This is a genomic window from Halomonas cibimaris (genome assembly GCF_055379665.1).
In genome coordinates this window covers 897,936-915,973 of the sequence record NZ_AP043828.1, presented here as the reverse complement: position 1 = coordinate 915,973, position 18,038 = coordinate 897,936, and the positions used below count along the sequence as shown (strand labels likewise).

Sequence of the window (18,038 nt, the reverse complement as noted above, 5' to 3'; positions counted from 1 at the left end):
CATGTCTGATGAGATTTTTTATCCAGGCGAGATTTATGATCAGTGGAAAGAAGCTATTGATCAATCTGGCCTTCCTACGCATGATGAAAAAGCCATCATGCAAGTGGTTCGTTATGTTCAACCACCTCTTAGTATTAAATCGCTAAAAAACGCCGTTGAGGTTTTTGGATGGGATCATGATGATCTTGATTTGAAAGGTGCCATCCAAAATCTTTCATCGAATGAAAATATCCCATTTGAGCGTCCCAGAAAAATTGGGTCGTTATACCCCGTGTTTTTTGCGATGACCAACCCCAGGTTTCTGGGCACTGCTGGCGATCATAAGTATTCTCTTGGGCGTCAGCTGATTAATGATTGGTTTTCAGATTTAACGACGGGACTTAATACGTCTCGACACAATTTTTATAGTCATGTGCTTGCTGTTCGACATGTTTTAATGGCAGTCATCGGAGCTGATTATCAAGCTGATAAGGAAGCAGAAAAACCTGATAAGTTCTTTTATTCCGCTATCCGAAGTGATGCCTTATATAGTCAAAGACGGCAACTTGATCGGTCTTATCAAATTTTTACTGAAATTTATCAGGATGAACTCAGCCCTGGGGAGTTGATCCGTCGCTCGCCTGGAGGACGACGGGGCGGTGCTCAGAAAAAGCGCGAAAAAACAGATGATTGGCATGATGTGAGAGTTAAAAAATTGGCCAGCGTGTCTCCGCCGAAACGTACCCGTGTATCTCAGCCGCCTGATCCAGACAAAAATCAAAAAGCCGATGAGCTCGCAGATACAGAAGCGACTGTCCTGGGTTTTCATCCTATCAGCACATCTACAGCTGCTGACAATGCAGAAGAAAATGAGCAGCCAGTTCTGCAACGAAAAACCTCTTCAGCATTGACGCCCAGCGATGATCGAAAAATAGTTCAACGCTGGATCAATAGCGCGGCGACTGCTTCTTTATCTACCGTGAATGATTTGTCGCGTCTCACTCCTGAAAAAGTAAAGGAGTCCCTCGCAGTATCATTAAAACCGATTGAATATGCTCTAGCTGTTTTATTGTTAACTACCGGCATGCCGGTTAAGCGCATAATAACGCTTGAGACGCTTTCGGAAGATGATGTAGATATTGCCGCGATCACTAAAGACCACCCAATCTTTTTTCCTGAGACCAATGAGCTGTGGTATCGATTGCTCGATGGCCCAGGTGCTAACAAATCCAACAAAGATAAATATTGTCAATGGGTAATTCTGAAGTTGCCTGATATTTTAGCGACGGCTCTTTCAGATCCCGAACCAAGTCAACATGATCGTCCTTTCCGAGGGGTTCTCGGTGAACTGAACCGTAAATTGAAAAATAACTTTCGAAGGCATGCAGGCATTATCCCAACGGCAAACAGACTTAGAGCCACCAGCTGGCTATGGCGTCGTCCCCATGCGCGTGACGATGTCGCCGCTGAAATGCTAACGGGACAGTTCGGCTTAACGCTGTCGGCGCCGGCGGCCTACCGCAGTATACCACGCACCGAAGTTCAGCATGTTTTTACTCATACAATAAAAAGTTTGGGCATCATTTATACTGACACGAAGCCGAATAGCACTGAAGTTAAAGCGGATAGCAATAGCGATGGTAATACAGTAGGGTCTGCCGTAGCACAACCGCCATGCGCATTTTTGCCATTATTCGCAGAACTGCGAGAAGCCATGGGTTTGCCTATTGATGAGCTCGCGATGTGGTGGAGCGGTCAAGAATTTCCGCGTCGAAGCCTTATAGCTCTTTACCAATATGTCGCGGCATACCATCTGCTGGCTTGGCAATTATCTACGGGTGCGCGACCGATTGGCCCCGAGAGTCAAAATACTTTTTCCGGGAAATGGCAATGGCTTCATGATAAAAACTCAGCTCGCGGCGTAGAATCACGTGTGATTCCATTGCTGACAGATATTAAAAACGCGTTGTTTAAACTTCAGTGTTGGACTGATGCTTTGTTGCGTCAGTTACGTGATGAAGATATCACGGTCGAAGATCGTCGCACCAGCGATCGTAACACGCCGGATTGGCTAGAAGAGAAGGGGCGTAGCCGCCGACTAATATTGCGTGATATGTGCTGGTCCGACCTACAATCATTACCGCTGACGACTACGAAAGATCTAGCTGATAACGTAGCCCGACATTCGCTTGCCAGCTGGCTGCGAGAGAGGGTTTCCGATGCAGAAGTTGATGCGCTGCTGGGCCATGCTAGCGATGGCCGCAGCCTGTCATCAGTACGTGCCGAAGCAACTATCAATCACGACGGTGGGCTACGCCGCCGGTTAAATAACTGGTTAAAGTTATGTGGTTATAAGTCCTTGAAGTGGGAGAAGTTGCCATGGCACGACTGAACGCAGTGCGCTTGATTGGGCAATGGCAGAATGAGAAACGCAGCATCGTGCAGCCGGTCAGCCTGCCCGATACCAAGTGGGTCCTCGAGGCTATTTTTGGTGATGTACCCGTCTCAAGCGTGGACTTGGATACTGCGTTTGTAGAAACGCTTGCTGACGGACTGTTTGAGTGGCGCCTGTCGGATAAACGTCCGATAACCCGAAAGCACGCGCGTAAACGTGTCAATCGAGTATTGCAGCAGCTCAATCAGATACCCGGTATGCAAGCGGTGCTGATACCTGAGCCGATCCCGACGCACCGCCCCACGCCTTGGCCGACAACGGCACGTTCACTCGACATTGGCGAACAGATGGTGCAGCTCGATAAAAATATACTCAGCTGGTGTCGCCGCACTGCCCAGCCAGATGCGTGGTTGCTCGTGTTGGCAATTCGGCTGATGACGCGATTTGGGATGGGGGAAACAACCGCTCTTGGAACGCTTGCGATGCTCACCCGTGAGCATATCAGTCAGCGATGGTGGGCGATTCCCGCCGCCCCCGGAGAGCAGTTAGCAGAGGGCGGCCATTATCAAATACGGCTGCCTGATGATGTTTGGGTGCCGCTACGCGCCGTGCTATCTCGAGAGGGCAACAAGCGACCTACCGGCTGGCTGCTATTTTCTCCCGAGGGGGCCCCGCTGGATTATCGTCAGCGAGTTAAACAGCTGCGTACGCGTCTCAAAACGGCGACGAAGCAATGCCTCAAAGAACGAGAGCAGAATGCCGACAGCGATAACTGGTGCCGCTTACGCACCTGGTCAACGTTGGTGAATGCCAGCCAGTATGTGCCGCTGCTACGCGGCATTCCGCCACTCTGGGCTCGCATGTTGCGACAGTATCCGCTACCCACCTGCACGCCAGTGCCGCTTTTGTCAGAAAGCGAAACCGCGCACTGGTACACGCCTGGCGAGCGGTACGGCCGGCTGCCTGATAGGCCTACAATTGCAAACGCTTCTGCTCCAGTGCCTGAGCTCGGACAGCAAACCCAACCGGCCGGTTTGGCATTGATTGATACGGATCATTTGCCGGTGGGCTGGGCGCGGCAAGCCAAGAATTTGCTGCGGCAGTTTTTGGCTGAAGTAGCAGAGATGGATACAAAAAAGGTCAGCGCTGCTCGATTTGAACCGCCTATGAAAGACAGACTGTTGCGGCATGAAAAAAAGCTGGTGAGGCTCATTGGCCATAGCGGCAGTTACCCGCAGTGGGTTTTGCATTTTCTCTATCATCAGCTGCGTACCAAGGGCAACAAGGTGGGTACAGCCCGGACCCAGCTTTCGCGACTCACACCGATCACGATGATGCTGCAAAACGCGATACTGGATCTGAGCGACTGGGATGACGATGTGGTGTTGGAACTGCAGGAGGCCGCGACGTCAGGCGCAAACTGGTCGGATGGTACTTTGGCGGCATTTTATAAAACGATGCGTCAGTTTATGGCGTTCTGTCAGCAATATGGTGCCCTGGAAGGCATTACTCTGCCTCGCAACGCCACCTCATCATTAGCGCCCAGCGTGCTGCGCACCAGGATCCTGTCACCGGATCACATGGAAACGGTGTGGAACAGCCTGGTCGATCATGTACCTGCCGGTGATCCGCGACAAATGATGGCGCTGGTTATTGCGCTTGGATTCTACGGCGGCCTTCGAGCCTCTGAAGTGTTATCACTCACGCTTAACAATGTTGTGATGCAAAATGGCGCAGGTGAGGGAGAGCATACATGCTGGATCGAGGTCGAAGGTGGGAAAACGTCAGCCGCCAGGCGTCGCGTTGCGCTCCACGTGATGGCACCGCCGTCTGTGATTGAGCAAATGAATACCTGGGTCAACAATAGAAGAAAAGAGTGCTCAGCTAGCCTGCTTGCTGACATAGCACTGTTTGGCCCTCGGCACTCGCCCGATGCCTTCGCCCGTGAATCCCTCATCACGCCTGTCATCGGCTGGATGCGTTATGTGCTGGGTGAGGATATCGATTTCCATGGCCTGCGCCACGCAGCGGTTTCATGGACGCTGCTTCGCTTATACGCAGCGCAAAAGCCGGCGTTCAAAGCGACATTACACCATCGGTACCACTGGATGTTTTGTGATACCGCACTGGACGCGACGCTAGCGCATTTCTGTGGTGCCGAGGGGGACGACACGCTGGCACGCGGTACCCAGTTGTTGCATGTTGCCAAATGGATCGGACATCGCGATGCCGGCACTTTGCTGCAACATTACGCTCATACGCTAGGGATAATACATAGCGACGTGTTAGCGCCGCAGGCACGCGCTTGATCGATCCTTGCCGGCAAGGCAGGAGTCAATACCAGCGGGGCTAACGCCCCGCACCACATTCTCCCCACACTTTGGTTGGTGTGGGTACCCTGTGGGGCGAAGGATGGAACACGCCAAACACGTTCAAGACAAATACATCTCAAGGAGTTAAGTATGGCCATACTGGTCACCGGCGGCGCGGGCTACATCGGCTCGCACATGGTGCTGACGCTATTGCAGGCAGAACACGACGTGGTCGTGCTCGACAATCTGGCTAACGCCAGCCGAGAGTCGCTACGCCGAGTGGCTGAGTTGGCCGGCAAAACGCCTACGTTCATTGAAGGCGATATCCGCGATCGTGACGCCTTGGACGCGCTGTTTGCTCAGCACGCCATCAGCGACGTGCTGCACTTTGCCGGGTTGAAAGCTGTGGGCGAAAGCGTCGCCGAGCCGCTTCGCTACTATGAGAATAACGTAGCGGGCACATTAACGCTGTGCCAGGCCATGGCAGCGGCTGGGATATACCGGCTGGTATTCAGCTCGTCGGCCACGGTGTATGGCGATGGCCATCCTATGCCAATTCACGAAGGCCTACCGACAGGGCAGCCCACCAATCCGTACGGCACCTCCAAACTGATGGTGGAAAACGTGCTGCGTGATTTGGCCCGCGCCGATGAGCGCTGGTCGATTGCACTTCTTCGCTACTTTAATCCGGTAGGCGCACACGAAAGCGGTCGCATCGGTGAAGACCCCAACGGCAAGCCCAACAACCTGGTGCCGTTTATCGCCCAGGTAGCAGTAGGGCGGCGCGAGGCGCTATCGATCTTTGGCAACGACTATCCCACACCGGACGGCACCGGCGTCCGCGACTATATCCACGTGATGGATCTCGTCGAAGGCCATCGGGCCGCCATGCAGGTGCTGGCAGGCCAGCAGGGCGTCGGCATCTGGAATCTGGGCACCGGTCGCGGCTATTCGGTGCTGGAAATGGTCGAGGCCTTTGAAAAAGCGTCAGGCCAGGCAGTGCCGTACCAAATTGAGTCGCGCCGTGAAGGCGATATTGCCGAGTGCTGGGCGGATCCGGCGCTGGCTAGCGAAGAGCTCGGCTGGCAGGCCGAACGCGGACTCAATGACATGCTGGCCGATACCTGGCGCTGGCAGCAGCAAAACCCGAACGGCTACGGCGCATAAGTGCATTAATATGTACGCGCTAGCCAAAAGTCTGGTGGCTCAACTGCTGATGCCCTTGCCCATCAGTCTGGGGCTATTAGTCGTGGGTCTGGTACTGCTGGGGCGCCGATGCCGGCGGTCGGGGCGGTCGTTCGCCATCATCGGGGTCGGCCTATTGGCACTGGCCAGCTGGGGGCCGGTGGCCGAGCGCCTGCTGATGCCACTCGAGACGCACTACCCGGCGCGCGACACCTTGCCCAGTGAACCAGGCATTGACGCAGTGGTAGTGCTGGGCGGTGGCTGGCGGCCGGAGGCACCCTGGTCGAGCACCGGGCGGCTGTATGACAGTTCCGCTGTGCGTCTGATGGAGGGCATACGACTGTGGCGCCAGGCGCCCGATTTGCCGTTGGTGGTAACCGGGGCCAGTCGCGACCCAGGTGAAGCGCCTATCGCTCAGGGCTACGCCGAAGTGGCCAGGGAACTGGGCGTGCATGAGGCGCAGCTACGCATACTCGACCAGCCAACAGACACGGGAGAGGAAGCTCGCGCAGTACACGACTTACTTGGTGATGGCGCCAGGGTCACCCTGGTGACGTCGGCTTCCCACATGCCGCGTGCAATGCGCCACTTTCAGCGGGCAGGGCTGGATCCGATTGCCGCGCCGACGCACTACCTGCTGGACAGCGGGCAGGAAAACTCCCTGGGATACTGGGTGCCTTCCGCCGGCCACCTGCGCAAAACCGAGCGTGCTATCTATGAGGCACTGGGCCTGCTGATGGTTAAAGCCGAGCATTGAAAGAGGCCGGATGCATACAGCCAGCCGGCCAAATGGACGATGCCACTACAGTAGCCAAAGTTGTCAGGGTAGCGAGGAGCTACAAGACTATGCGACTGGCGCAAACAGCAGCGCCAGATCGTCTTCGTCGAACAGTACCCCGCCATTCTGACGTTCCTCGCCGCCTTCCAGAATGGATGCTGCCAGGTCCGCCTTGCGAGACTGCAGATCCAGAATGCGCTCCTCAACGGAGCCTGCACAAACAAGCTTGTGGACGAATACCGGGTTTTTCTGCCCCATACGGTGCGCACGGCCGGTAGCCTGTGCCTCCACGGCGGGGTTCCACCAGGGATCGTAGTGAATCACGGTATCAGCAGCCGTGAGGTTCAGCCCGGTGCCGCCGGCTTTCAAGCTGATCAAAAACACGGGGATATCGCCCTGCTGAAATGACGCCACACGCGCTGTTCGGGCCTTGCCGGGTGTCTCACCGGTTAGCGTGGTGAATGCAATGCCATCCTTTTCCAGCGCTTCACCGATCAACGTCAGCATCTCGGTAAACTGGGAGAAAATCAGAATATGTCGGCCTTCCTCGACCAGCGGCGATACCAGCTCTCGCAGCCGTTGCAATTTGGCCGACTGCTGTACCTTGCGAGCGCTGTCCAACTTCACCAGCCGTGGATCGCAACATACCTGACGCAATTTGAGTAGTGCATCCAGCATCACGATGCCCGAGCCGGCCAGACCCCGCTCGGCGATGGCCTGCTGTACCCGCTGATGTTGGGCCAGGCGCAGGCTTTCATACAGCTCGCGCTGAGCGCCACTCAGCGTGATATCGTGACGTTGCTCGGTGATGTCGGGTAGCTCGGCCAACACTTGCTGCTTTCCACGACGCAACATCAACGGTGAAATACGTCGTGTCAGGCGTTCTCGCAACGTTACGTCGCCGTCTTTTTCGATGGGCGTACGAAAATGCCGCCCAAACCACTGCTGGGACCCCAGGGCCCCGGGGGCGACCACATCCAACTGTGCCCATAGCTCGCCCAGGTGGTTTTCCAGCGGTGTGCCGGTCATGGCCAGGGTGCGCTCGGCGTTAAGTTGGCGTACGGCGCGTGCCGATTGACTGGCAGCGTTTTTGATTGCCTGGGCTTCATCCAGTACCAACAGCCCGAAGTGGGTCTCCTGGAGGCGCTCCAGATCACGGTTGATCAAGGCATAGGTTGTGATCACCAGGTCGGCGTCGGCAAGCGCTTCATCAAATTGCCGCATACGCTTTGCCTTGCCGCTTTGCAGCGCTACCACTGTCAGTTCCGGGGCAAAATGGGCCGTCTCCGACCACCAGTTTCCTACCAGGCTGGTGGGGGCTACCACCAGCACGGGAGCTGTTAGCGTGCCGCGAGCGCGCTCATCGAGTATATGAGCCAGCACCTGTATGGTTTTGCCCAGCCCCATGTCATCCGCAAGAATGCCGCCTGTATCCAGTTCGGCCAGAAAGCGCATCCAGGCCACGCCGCGTGCCTGGTAGTCACGCAGCTCACCGGCAAAATCGGGAGGTTCTTCCACGGTCGTAGGCAGTTGGCGCAGCCTGTCGGCCAGGTCGGTCATGTGCTCACGGCCGGCCCAGCGTTCGTTTTCCGCCAGGGGCGCCATTTGCTCGGCCGCTGTGACGGGGAGGGGGACTGCGGCACCGGGATCATCCCGGTCATCCAGCCAGTCCAGAATCGGCGCCATCAATGAGCGCAGCCTGGTCAGCGGCAGTTCCAGCTGGCGATTGTCCGGCAACGCCAGAGTCCAGGTCGCGTCTTCCGGCTCATTTTCCTCGGGTTCCAGAGGAAAGTCCGAGCGCTGAAGCAGTTGGCGAAGAATGGGCAGCAGGTTGAGCCTTTCTCCCTCGACTTCAATATCCAATGCCAGATCGAACCAGCCGTTACCGGCCGGTTCCAGTTCGCCATGCCAGGCATCCGGGGATACCACGACCGGCTCTTCCGGAAAGTCAGGGTCAAACTCGATACGACAGCCGGCTTCACGCAGCTGATCGATCATGTCCCACCATTCATCGGGCGCCGCCAGGTGTGTGGACCACTCTTCGGCGCTGGTCGGTGGCGTGCCGTCTATTGGCAGCAGCAGGGTCCAGCCCGGTAGATTCAGATAATCGGGAAAGGCATCGTTTTTATACAGCTGCTCAAGGGGCACCATGCCGGAAGGCAGGCTCTGGATCAGCGCCACTTCCTTGTTGCCATCGCGCTGTACCGTCAGCTGCTTGCCGTCACGATACCCGGTGGCGGTGTCGCCTTCCTCGGGGGCTACATCGATGCCTGCGTAGTTAAACTGAATAATGGCAGCGCCCACGTGAACCCAATAGGGCAGTGCGTCACGTTGAGGGGAAAGCAATATGCCACGGTGCGTGCCGACCTGCCCCATGGCGATCGTCATGGTGGCTTTGAGTTGTGGCGAAACATCCGCCAACACCTGTTCTTCTACCCGGTGAGGCGTTGGCAGTGTTCGGGCCAATGCGTCGGATTGTTGAAACTGATCGTCCAGCCATTCGCTGATGCCGGGAGGTAATGGCGGGGCGCGGTATACATGGGCCAGACGCTCTGGTGTGCCTTCAAGGTGGCCCAGGTACTCGTATGTCGGGTCGAGATAGCAGAGGTCACGGCCGACGCTCGCAAAAACAGCGTCTTCCGATACGCTATCGGCCGGCTCTGTTAATGGCACGAGCCGCTGAACGCCCTGGTCATCGGTTTGCCAGTCGGATACCAGCTGACAGGGATCTCCAAACTGCAGCAGAGGGCCTGTTTGCTGCTGATAAAACAGCAGGGGAGGGGTATCGCTTTCCAACAAGCGCCATAAGGCACGGGCTTGTAAATCGGTGGACACGAGCCGCCACTGACCCTGGTTTCTGGCATGCATATGACCTGCTTCGCCGTGCAGCAGCCGGTCAACGGCCTCTTCCGCAGTGGCCGTCCAGCCATCCTCGGGTGAGGGTTGCAGCTGGCCGTCAGACGCAAATTCGATGCGGCGGGGTGCCACCCAGCCGCTACCACGACCGCGCTGTCGTGAAGGGCGCAGCCAAACCGGCATCACGGCCAGCTTGGGGACACTGCTGAAAAAGCGTCCCATGCCGACATCCAACAGTAGGCCCAGGCGATATTCATGGCCGACGCGCTGGTGTTCGGGCGCCACGGGGGGCACTTCTTCCATCTGACGAATCCAGCTTTCCCATTGCAACCTGGCAAGCGTGTCGTCATTCCGGGGGGTGGATACCTCAGCCTCGGGCTGTGGAGAGCCGGCCATGGCTGCTGTCCAGCCTTTTTCATCGAGATAGTGGAGAAAGATTTCAATAAGCGCGACGGCGTGTTTACAACCGACTCCCACGGGACATGTGCAGATCGCCAGCATGTCGGGTTCGTGAGGGTCGATGGTAATCTCAATTTCCGTACGATATGGGCGCTTGAGGCTACCTTCGACCTGTCCTGCCAGTGCCAGGCTATTATCCTCATGCTCCAGACTTATTGGCCCTGATACAAATCCTTGCTCAGCGTAACGCTTGCCGCGCTTCAGCGTATTCCGGTCAAAATAGGTGGGCCAGTCATGGCGCTGAAGCGCCCGGTAAAAGATTAATGCATCGTCCATCAGCATGGCACTGTGCATGAGAACACCTTAAAAAGCTCGGACAGAAAGGAAGCAGGAGCAAGACAGGCCAGAGCGTCGAGTTCGAGATGACCGCGCTTTGCCCAAGGGACGTTAACGGGTCCTGGGATTTGCATTTTGCATGTGCTCGGGGAGCCCGGAAGCGGCTTCCCGGTCCATGACGATCGTGACGTTATGGTGATGTTTAAGTGCTGAAGCCGGCAACGCTTCGTTGGCATCACCATGGTATAGCTGAGCCATGGTATCGGCCTTATGGCGACCTGTCGCCAGAAGCATGATTTCCCGCGCTTCCAGAATATCCTGTATACCCAGCGTCATCGCATGGGTGGGTACCTCACTGTGGGCGGAGAAAAAGCGCCCGTTATCCAGACGCGTTTGATCGGACAGCGCCACGGTATGGGTGCGGCTGGAAAACGGTGTGTACGGCTCGTTGAAGCCGATGTGACCGTTGGAGCCGATCCCCAGGAGCTGAAAATCCAGGCCGCCCGCTGCTCGGATCGCCTCCGAGTATGCCTGGCACGCCTTTTCCGGGTTATCGGCCAGGCCATCAGGCACATGTAGCCTTTGCCTGGAGAGTGGCAGGTGCTTGAAGAGATGTTCGTGCATATAGTAACGATAGCTTTGGCGGTGCCACTCTCCAAGCCCAATATACTCATCCAGGTTGAAAGTCGTCAGCTTCGATACGTCGATTGAGCGTTGTCGGATCAGTCGAACCAGTTGCGCGTATAAAGATTCCTGCGTGCTGCCTGTCGCCAGGCCCAGGGCCATATCAGGAGAGGCTGCTATGCAATCCAGGATCCGCTTTGCAGCGAAATGCGAAACCTCGTCTGCGGTGTTGAAAACTTGATACATAGCATGGTGTCCGCGATGTGTGGTCTAGTAGCAAAATTCCGCGTGAATCCCGGGGTCCATCAATAGCAAAGCCGGTACGTTGTCACCAGCTGTCATAAGCTCCTGTCTGTTCGGACAGGATATTGTCAGAGCAGGTGATCACCGGGCATTTCTACCGAGCGTTGATGTTGCAGCATATTGAGTAGCACCACGGCGCGCTCAGTGCCTTTGGCATGCTGGAAGATAGCTTCAAGCCCCTTGAAGGGACCGTCGGCAATCTGAACGCTGTCGCCGGGAGAAAATCGACTGTGTACGCCGTCAGGCTCATCGGAGCCATGCACAAGCTGCTCGATCAGCGTGTCGGGAACAGCGGCTGGCACATAACCGAACGTGACAATGCGCAGGACACCGCGAGTGGAGCGAATGGGTGCCCAATTGCTCGAGATCTTGTCGAGCCTGATAAAGAGATAAAACGGAAATAACGGTTCGCATACAAGGGTCAGTTTGCCTCGGCGGCGGCGCTTTCGCTCGAGAACCGGGTGTAACACCTCATACCCCTGGTTATCCAGGTGGTCGGCTGCGCGAAAAGACTCGCCGGCCTTGCACTGGACGACATACCAGGAAGCTGGATGGCTTTTCGTGTGTACGTCAGTCTCGGGCGTTTGCTCTTGTTTCAAGAAAACTCTCCTCGTCAGCAACGTTCACGTGAGGCCATTGTGTCTATAGGTTGCCGCAAATCGTGTTAGCGATTTCTGACGACGCCTCCAGAAGACTCAAGAGGCGTCGTCCATTATTGGCGGGAGTATATTAGTTATACGAGTAGTTGTAGTAGCCATATCCGTAGGAGGTAGCCGCTTTGCGCTCCATGGCGTTGAGTATGGCGCCCTTGACCGTCACGCCGGTGGTTTCCAGACGACGGTTGGCGATGACCAGTTCTTTGGCCGGGTTCTTCTGGAAGCGCGCGACCATCAGGCTGGTGCCGCACTGTTTGCCGACTATGGCGGCGTCGGTGACGGCAAGTATCGGCGGGGTGTCGATAATCACCAGGTCATAGCGCTGGCTGGCCTGCTCCAGAAAGTCGCTGAAGTTCTTATGCATCAGCAGCTCTGAAGGGTTGGGCGGGGCGCTGCCCCGGGCAACGTAGTTCAGTCCGGCCTGCTCTGAGCTGCGCAGCACATCGTCGAGCGCGGCCTTACCACTTAGCAGCTCGGAAAGGCCGCTGCTGCTTTGGCCGCCAAAGGCGTGATGAAGGTGGCCTTTGCGCATGTCGGCATCGATAACCAGCACGTTCTGCCCGGCCTGGGCGCATACCGCGCCCAGGTTTACTGAAACAAAGCTTTTGCCAACGCCGGGGCTGGGGCCGCTGACCATCAGGCGGTTGTCGGCGGCTTCCATCATGGCGAAGTGCAGGCTGGTGCGCAGCCCGCGCAGCGCCTCGATGGAGGTGTCGGCGGGCTCGCGGTGAGCAAGTATGCCGGCCATGACGCTTTGTCCGTGGCGTTCGCGCCGGCGTTTAATGCGCCGGGTCAGCTGGTGCTGGGTGTCGGAAAGCGGCACTGTGGCATAAACGGGCAGGCCGGCTTCTTCAATCTGCTCGGGCGATTCCACACCGCGATTAAAAAGACCACGCACCAGCACCAGTCCTACCGCCAGCATGCCGCCCAGCAGGGTGGCCAGCACCACGATGAGTTTCTTTTTCGGAGCGACCGGGGCGGGCTGTACCGCGGCGTGGTCGAGAATACGCACGTTACCTACGGTGCTGGCTTTGGCGATCTTCATTTCCTGGATCTTGTTGCGCAGCTGCAGGTAGATTTCCTGGTTGAGCTCGACATCCCGGGTGCGGCGAAGAATCTGCTGCTGGGTTTCCGGCAGCGATTCAACCCGCTCATTGAGCCGTTCACGTTCGTCTTCGAGCTGCTGCTTTTTGTCCAACAAGGCAGAGTAGGTGGGATGGCCGGGAGAAAAACGTCGGGAAATTTCCGCTTCCTTGAAGTCCAGCTCGTTGAGCTTGGCTTCGATGTTGACCAGCCGCTGCAGAACGGATTTGGTTTCCTGGGTTAAATCGACGCTGTCGCGCTCGGTGCGGTAGCGGTTCAGCGTATTCTCCGCGGTGCGCAGCTGCTGGCGTATTTCGGGCTCTTGCTGCTCCAGAAAGTCCAGACTTTGCTCGGCCTCGGCGCTCTGGCGCTGTATGTTCTGGTTAAGATAGACCGTGCTGATGGCGTCCAGAACGCGCTTGGCGCGGGCGGGCTCGGCGCCGGTTAGCGCAAGCTCGATCAGGCCGCTGTCCTTGCCCTGCTGGCTGATGCTAAGGCGTGAGCGCAGGTCGTTAATGGTGACCAGGCGCGAGCGCTTGACCAGAGTAAATTCGGCACCGGGGGCGGCGGTGAGTTCGGCGACGCGCAGCTTGACCTGGCCGTTCATGAAACGGGCATTGTCGCCGATTTGAGCGCTACCCAGGGGCTTGTCGTTGTGGCGTAGCCGATAGCCGTTGCCTTCAGTGGCGATAAGGGTAAACGCTTCGCCCTCAAGCGGGCCGTCTACCTGGAAGTTGCCGACGTTGATCGTCTCGCCGGCCCAGACGCTGCTGCTGGCAAAGCCCGGGCGTTCTATGCCTTGGCGTACCAGAAAATTGCCGATGACGGGCAGGCGGGTAGGCGTTACCGACAGGTCCAGGCGTTCCTGATCCACGGCGCGACCCAGCACCAGGCGCGAACGCAGGATGCCGATCTGGGTGTCGGCTTTGGGCTCTTCACCGAGCATGGCTTGCACGTCTTCCAGGGGGTTGCTGATTCCTGCCTTCTTTTCCACCTGGATCAGTGCATCGGCGCGGTAGATCGGCGTGCTCAGCAGGGCATAAACCACGCCGATAATGGCAAACAGCGCGGTGATGCCGATGATCCACCACTTATGGTCAAGCAGCAGCCCAAACAGTCGGCCGAGATCGATTTCGTCGTCCGCCGTTGAGGCGGGCCTGGTTTCAGGGTTTTGCAAATCTGACATGTCGGGTGAATTCTCCGAGCTGGGTGATGCAGCGCCGCTGGGGCAAAGCGTAAAAGACGAAGGTTATAGGCGCGTTGCCCAGCTGTGGGTCGCATCTTTTAGCAGCTGGTGGACGTGTTCAAATGCTTCCGGGCTTTTACGATAGGGGTCGGGGATGTCGCGGCCTTGGCCGTTTTCCAGCCAGCGCCCCAGGCGCATGGTTTTGCCCAGTGCTTCGGGGGCGAGCTCGCCGGCGGCGCGGCGCTGGCCTTCGCTCATGACCAGTACCAGATCGGCGGCGTGCAGCATGCCGGCAGTAAGCTGCCGTGCCTGGTGGTCTGCCAGGTCGAGCCCGTCGGCTTCGCCCAGACGGCGGGCCGTGGGTTCAACGCCGTGGCCGACGACCGCGCCCAGACCAGCAGACTCAACGCGGCGCTCAGGTAGGGCACGCGCCAGTAAGGCGGCGGCGACCGGGCTGCGGCAGATGTTGCCGGTGCAAACGATGAGAATGTGCTGAAACATTAGAAATCGTCCCGCAGGTCGTTGGCGTCTCGGGCGGTGCGGGTAATCTGATACACCGAGGTGATGGTAGGCAGCATCTGATTGACAACGCGGTTCCAGCGTCCGAGCGGGGTGGTGGTCACGTAGACCACGTCAGTGGGCGCAAGCTTGAATTCGGTGCCCAGCACCATGGCGGCAGCGTTGCGTGCATCAAGCTGATAGACCGTGGCCAGCTTGTCGCTGCGCTGGGGCTGGCGGCGGAAAACAAAGATGCCGCTGGCGTCGGCTTGGGTCTTTTCCAGGCTGCCCGAGCGGCTAAGGGCTTCGGTCAGGCTCATGCGTGAACGCCCCATGGGCAGCGTTTGCGGCTCGCCCACTTCCCCCATGACGAACACTTTCTGCTCGTTCAGCTCGGGAACGTGCAGCACGTCGCCGTCTTTTAGCAGCATGTCGTCGCCCAGCTGGCCTTTGTTGAGCATGTTGTAAAGCGAAAGAGTATGGATTTCGCCGTCGCGCATCAGCTGCACGCCGTGCCAGTTGGCCTGATCGGTCAGCCCGCCGGTGCGGCTAACGGCGTCCAGCACGGTCATGGGGACGTTGGTAATAGGTTGTCGTCCCGGGTTTTTCACTTCGCCGGAGATCAGCGCGTCCTGGGATTTGAAGGCCGCCACTTTAACTTCAACCTGAGGCTCGGCAATGTAGGGAGTCAGGCGCCGGGCGATGCGGCTGCGCACTTCGCGCACGGTGCTGCCCTGTACGTCGATACGGCCAATGAAAGGGTAAAAAATGGTGCCGTCGTCGTGCACGGTATTACCGGCCTCGGCGGCGCTGCGCTCGCTGCCCGAGGGGATGGTCAGCTCCGGATGGTCGTATACGGTAATGCTCAGTACGTCGCCCTTGCCGATGCGGTACTGGTAGCCATCAATGCTGGCGCGCTGTTTTTGGCTGGCCTGGCGCATAGTGTCACGGTCCGGTGCGGCACGCTGTGCATTGATCAGCCCGGGTGTGATGGGTTCAACGTCGACAAGGTCGTTGATCGGAGCGCTTGCGGTATCGGACGCGAAGTAGCTGCCGGGGGCAAAGGCGCAGCCGCTAAGCCAGAGAGTGCAGCCCAGGGTGGCGATAAGCTTGATAGGAGGTAAATGGCGCATGGTGTTGGGCCCTGAGAAGTCGAGCGACGCGTGTTCGGGCACGCTGCCGCCCAGAGTGCAGTGGCGCATCCCGAAGCCTGTGGTTGTATCTGGCAGCGTACTGTTGTTACGGCGGCGGCTGGCAAGCGCCATCATCGCCGTTAAAAGCATTGGCATATTACCAGCTGTCCGGGTATTTCTCCCAATATGATCCCAGGTTGCGCTCTTCGGTGAGGCCATAGAGCCCGTAGCGCCGACCAAGTCTGGCGCCGCCGTCGCGCGTGAGCGGCTTCCAGGCAACGGTGGCCCGTGAGCGAGTCGAGCGAGTGAACAGTGCATTGAAGGGAATCGACAGATAAAGCCCCTTGTCGAAACTACCCTCGCCGTAATCGTCGCCGGCATCTGTCCAGGTTGCCCATGCGCCGATGCGCACGCCAGAGTCGAATTCGCGCGAGAAATCCAGCGTGGTACCTATGTCGCCGGCCAGGTAGCGCCCAACGCTGGCCTTTGCCAGAACGTCTTCAAATCCGGTCTCAACGTAGGCGCTAAGGTGGCCGGTCCAGGTGCTGTAATCGCGCAGCTCAAAGCGTTGTTGAAACGCACGCTGCCGCACCCAGTTGAGGTCAGCGCCTACCGCCCAGCCGCTGTTGAAGGGGCGGTATAGCACCTCGCCACCGACGCCGGCATACATCATTTCCAGCAGGCCACCATAGCCCATGGCGTACCAGTTATCGCCCGGCTGGGCGGTACGGGTGTACTGCAGATTTTCAATCCCAACCTGAGATTTCGAGAGGTATTCGCCGATATAGGTCCGTACACGTGGCAGCTCGGAATTTGAGATGTACTCGTAGTTGTCCATATTATCCCAGATAGTGCCGGCCACCGCGCCGGAAAACCAACCGTTGGGATCAGTGCGGTATTCCGCGTTCAGCACGGCCAACAGGCGAAACAAATAGCCGTCCGGACCGCCAAGGTTCTGGTCAAGTCGCGGTGCCAAGTTCCAGCTGAACCCTTTAAAGCGATGATGGTAGAGCGTCTCGCCGTGTTCACTTGTGGCATCAATTGCCAGATCGGCGTGGGAATAGATGCCGTACAGATGATCGCTCTCGTACTCTTCAGAGTCTGCTGCCGCCAGCATGGCTTCACGGTCATGTACGTCTTCGCGCAGCGCCAAACCGCGGCTTTCCCAGCGAAAACGAAAGCGTTCCACGCCGGCATCTGCCTGGGCGTGCAGGATGCGCCCGGCGCGCTTTTCGCTTTCCATCAGTGACGGATAGGTCATGGGTTCGCCGCTGACGGTCAGGTCGCGGCCGTCGCGGCTAATGCGGCTTACCGCAATTCCCGCATTGCTTGCCAGTGCGTTACTGACGGCTTGCCAGTTTCTCTGCGGCCCGGCATCGGTGGCAACCGGCGGCGGGTCGCGTTTGATCTGGCTTATGCCGGCCAGGTTAAACCGGTAGTTAAGCCCCATCATCACGGTATTCCCACGCTGCCAGCCGCTGTGTAAGGAGAGGCCATCGGTCAGCGCCAGACGCCCGCCGATGTTGAAGCGGCTATCCTGTTCAAGCTTGGATCCTGACGGTTCATTGCTGTAGTCGTTGCCCTCGTATTCCAGCTGCATGACCAGCGGATCCCACGGCGTCTGATATTCCACACCCCCGAATGCTGCTACCGGCCCGCGAAATAGCGCATCCAGAGCAAATTCGCCGCCCTGGTCGCCGCCGCTGTCATCTGGGCGATGGTCAAAGCGATCGTCCGCCCAGCCCAGCGGTGAGCCGGCATCGTCAGCATGGCCGAGATATCCCCAGCCCAACCCCAAAGTGAAGTCGAAATCGTGCCAGCGCTTGCTGGCGGCTAGATACTCGGCGCCAAACAGCGTTGTTCCGCCTACGTCTCGCAGGCCGAGCGCAAGCTGCGGCGCGTAGCGCGACTCTTGAAGCAGGCGAAGTTTCACGTCCAGGCCTTTATCGAGCAGGTTGCGATCGCCGGAAGCCGCCTGATAATCACGGTTTTCGATCTCGGAATAGCGAAAGCCGCCTTCCAGCCATTCGGCGGGCTGAAAGAACACGTTATAGCGACGATAAGGAGCTGTGCGGCTCCAGCCAACCATCATGCTGCCCATCGGAGCCATGCGCGCGGTAGGGGTTTGCATCAGGCCGATGCCGCCAAAATCGCTTTGCCCCTTGCCTAGATTATTTTCTCCTGTGCTACCGAACAGGCTGCCGGCCATTGCATCACTGCTTGCCAGCCACAGTGGTAAAAGAGCTGCCTGCAGCAATCCTTTCGTCATCAGAACTTGCGCGGGATACCCGGTACTTTTAGTGCCGGGAGGGATA

At 57.8% G+C, this 18,038-nt stretch carries 11 protein-coding genes; 4 read left to right on the top strand and 7 right to left on the bottom strand.

Features of this window, described 5'->3' with window-relative positions; all coding sequences use genetic code 11:
- Position 1 precedes the first annotated feature (1 nt).
- The 4 genes from ACZ415_RS04180 (at position 2) to ACZ415_RS04165 (ending at position 6,628) form a co-directional block, all read left to right on the top strand.
- Positions 2-2,371 (top strand): site-specific integrase, encoded by a 2,370-nt coding sequence (locus ACZ415_RS04180; RefSeq protein ID WP_344702497.1) that lies wholly within the window; start codon positions 2-4, stop codon positions 2,369-2,371.
- Positions 2,359-4,683 carry a tyrosine-type recombinase/integrase gene (locus ACZ415_RS04175; protein ID WP_344702496.1) on the top strand — a complete coding sequence of 775 codons (2,325 nt, stop codon included), beginning with the start codon at positions 2,359-2,361 and terminating at the stop codon, positions 4,681-4,683. The genes ACZ415_RS04180 and ACZ415_RS04175 overlap by 13 nt, the downstream gene beginning before the upstream one ends.
- 153 nt (positions 4,684-4,836) lie before the next feature.
- Entirely contained in the window at positions 4,837-5,853 is a 1,017-nt protein-coding gene (gene galE, locus ACZ415_RS04170) for a UDP-glucose 4-epimerase GalE (RefSeq protein ID WP_344702495.1), read from the top strand.
- A 196-nt stretch (positions 5,854-6,049) separates the two neighbouring features.
- A complete protein-coding gene (locus ACZ415_RS04165; protein ID WP_344702494.1) occupies positions 6,050-6,628 on the top strand; it encodes an ElyC/SanA/YdcF family protein in 579 nt (192 codons plus the stop codon).
- 87 nt (positions 6,629-6,715) lie between these two features.
- On the opposite strand, the gene ACZ415_RS04160 is transcribed toward ACZ415_RS04165, so the two are convergent.
- The 7 genes from ACZ415_RS04160 to ACZ415_RS04130 form a co-directional block, all read right to left on the bottom strand.
- Complete coding sequence (locus tag ACZ415_RS04160; protein WP_344702493.1) at positions 6,716-10,258, bottom strand: DEAD/DEAH box helicase; 3,543 nt, start codon at positions 10,256-10,258, stop codon at positions 6,716-6,718.
- Between the two features lie 93 nt (positions 10,259-10,351).
- Positions 10,352-11,110 carry a glucosamine-6-phosphate deaminase gene (nagB, locus tag ACZ415_RS04155; protein WP_344702492.1) on the bottom strand — a complete coding sequence of 253 codons (759 nt, stop codon included), beginning with the start codon at positions 11,108-11,110 and terminating at the stop codon, positions 10,352-10,354.
- 125 nt (positions 11,111-11,235) lie between these two features.
- Positions 11,236-11,766 carry a transcription/translation regulatory transformer protein RfaH gene (gene rfaH, locus ACZ415_RS04150; protein WP_344702491.1) on the bottom strand — a complete coding sequence of 177 codons (531 nt, stop codon included), beginning with the start codon at positions 11,764-11,766 and terminating at the stop codon, positions 11,236-11,238.
- Between the two features lie 130 nt (positions 11,767-11,896).
- A complete protein-coding gene (locus ACZ415_RS04145; protein ID WP_344702490.1) occupies positions 11,897-14,092 on the bottom strand; it encodes a polysaccharide biosynthesis tyrosine autokinase in 2,196 nt (731 codons plus the stop codon).
- A 63-nt stretch (positions 14,093-14,155) separates the two neighbouring features.
- Positions 14,156-14,593: a low molecular weight protein-tyrosine-phosphatase gene (locus tag ACZ415_RS04140; RefSeq protein ID WP_344702489.1), complete on the bottom strand. Its 438-nt coding sequence runs from the start codon at positions 14,591-14,593 to the stop codon at positions 14,156-14,158.
- Entirely contained in the window at positions 14,593-15,723 is a 1,131-nt protein-coding gene (locus ACZ415_RS04135) for a polysaccharide export protein (protein ID WP_464387778.1), read from the bottom strand. The genes ACZ415_RS04140 and ACZ415_RS04135 overlap by 1 nt, the downstream gene beginning before the upstream one ends.
- A 157-nt stretch (positions 15,724-15,880) precedes the next feature.
- The gene (locus tag ACZ415_RS04130) at positions 15,881-17,992 is read right to left on the bottom strand and encodes a YjbH domain-containing protein (RefSeq protein ID WP_344702487.1); all 2,112 of its coding nucleotides are present in this window, start codon (positions 17,990-17,992) and stop codon (positions 15,881-15,883) included.
- Between the last annotated feature and the right edge of the window lie 46 nt (positions 17,993-18,038).

What these genes read in the sequence shown, in the direction of transcription:
- ACZ415_RS04180 (WP_344702497.1), top strand. Translation starts at nt 2, where the DNA reads ATGTCTGATGAGATTTTTTATCCAGGCGAGATTTATGATCAGTGGAAA.
- ACZ415_RS04175 (WP_344702496.1), top strand. Translation starts at nt 2,359, where the DNA reads ATGGCACGACTGAACGCAGTGCGCTTGATTGGGCAATGGCAGAATGAG.
- galE (WP_344702495.1), top strand. Translation starts at nt 4,837, where the DNA reads ATGGCCATACTGGTCACCGGCGGCGCGGGCTACATCGGCTCGCACATG.
- ACZ415_RS04165 (WP_344702494.1), top strand. Translation starts at nt 6,050, where the DNA reads ATGCCACTCGAGACGCACTACCCGGCGCGCGACACCTTGCCCAGTGAA.
- ACZ415_RS04160 (WP_344702493.1), bottom strand. Translation starts at nt 10,258, where the DNA reads ATGCACAGTGCCATGCTGATGGACGATGCATTAATCTTTTACCGGGCG.
- nagB (WP_344702492.1), bottom strand. Translation starts at nt 11,110, where the DNA reads ATGTATCAAGTTTTCAACACCGCAGACGAGGTTTCGCATTTCGCTGCA.
- ACZ415_RS04145 (WP_344702490.1), bottom strand. Translation starts at nt 14,092, where the DNA reads ATGTCAGATTTGCAAAACCCTGAAACCAGGCCCGCCTCAACGGCGGAC.
- ACZ415_RS04140 (WP_344702489.1), bottom strand. Translation starts at nt 14,593, where the DNA reads ATGTTTCAGCACATTCTCATCGTTTGCACCGGCAACATCTGCCGCAGC.
- ACZ415_RS04135 (WP_464387778.1), bottom strand. Translation starts at nt 15,723, where the DNA reads ATGCGCCATTTACCTCCTATCAAGCTTATCGCCACCCTGGGCTGCACT.
- ACZ415_RS04130 (WP_344702487.1), bottom strand. Translation starts at nt 17,992, where the DNA reads ATGACGAAAGGATTGCTGCAGGCAGCTCTTTTACCACTGTGGCTGGCA.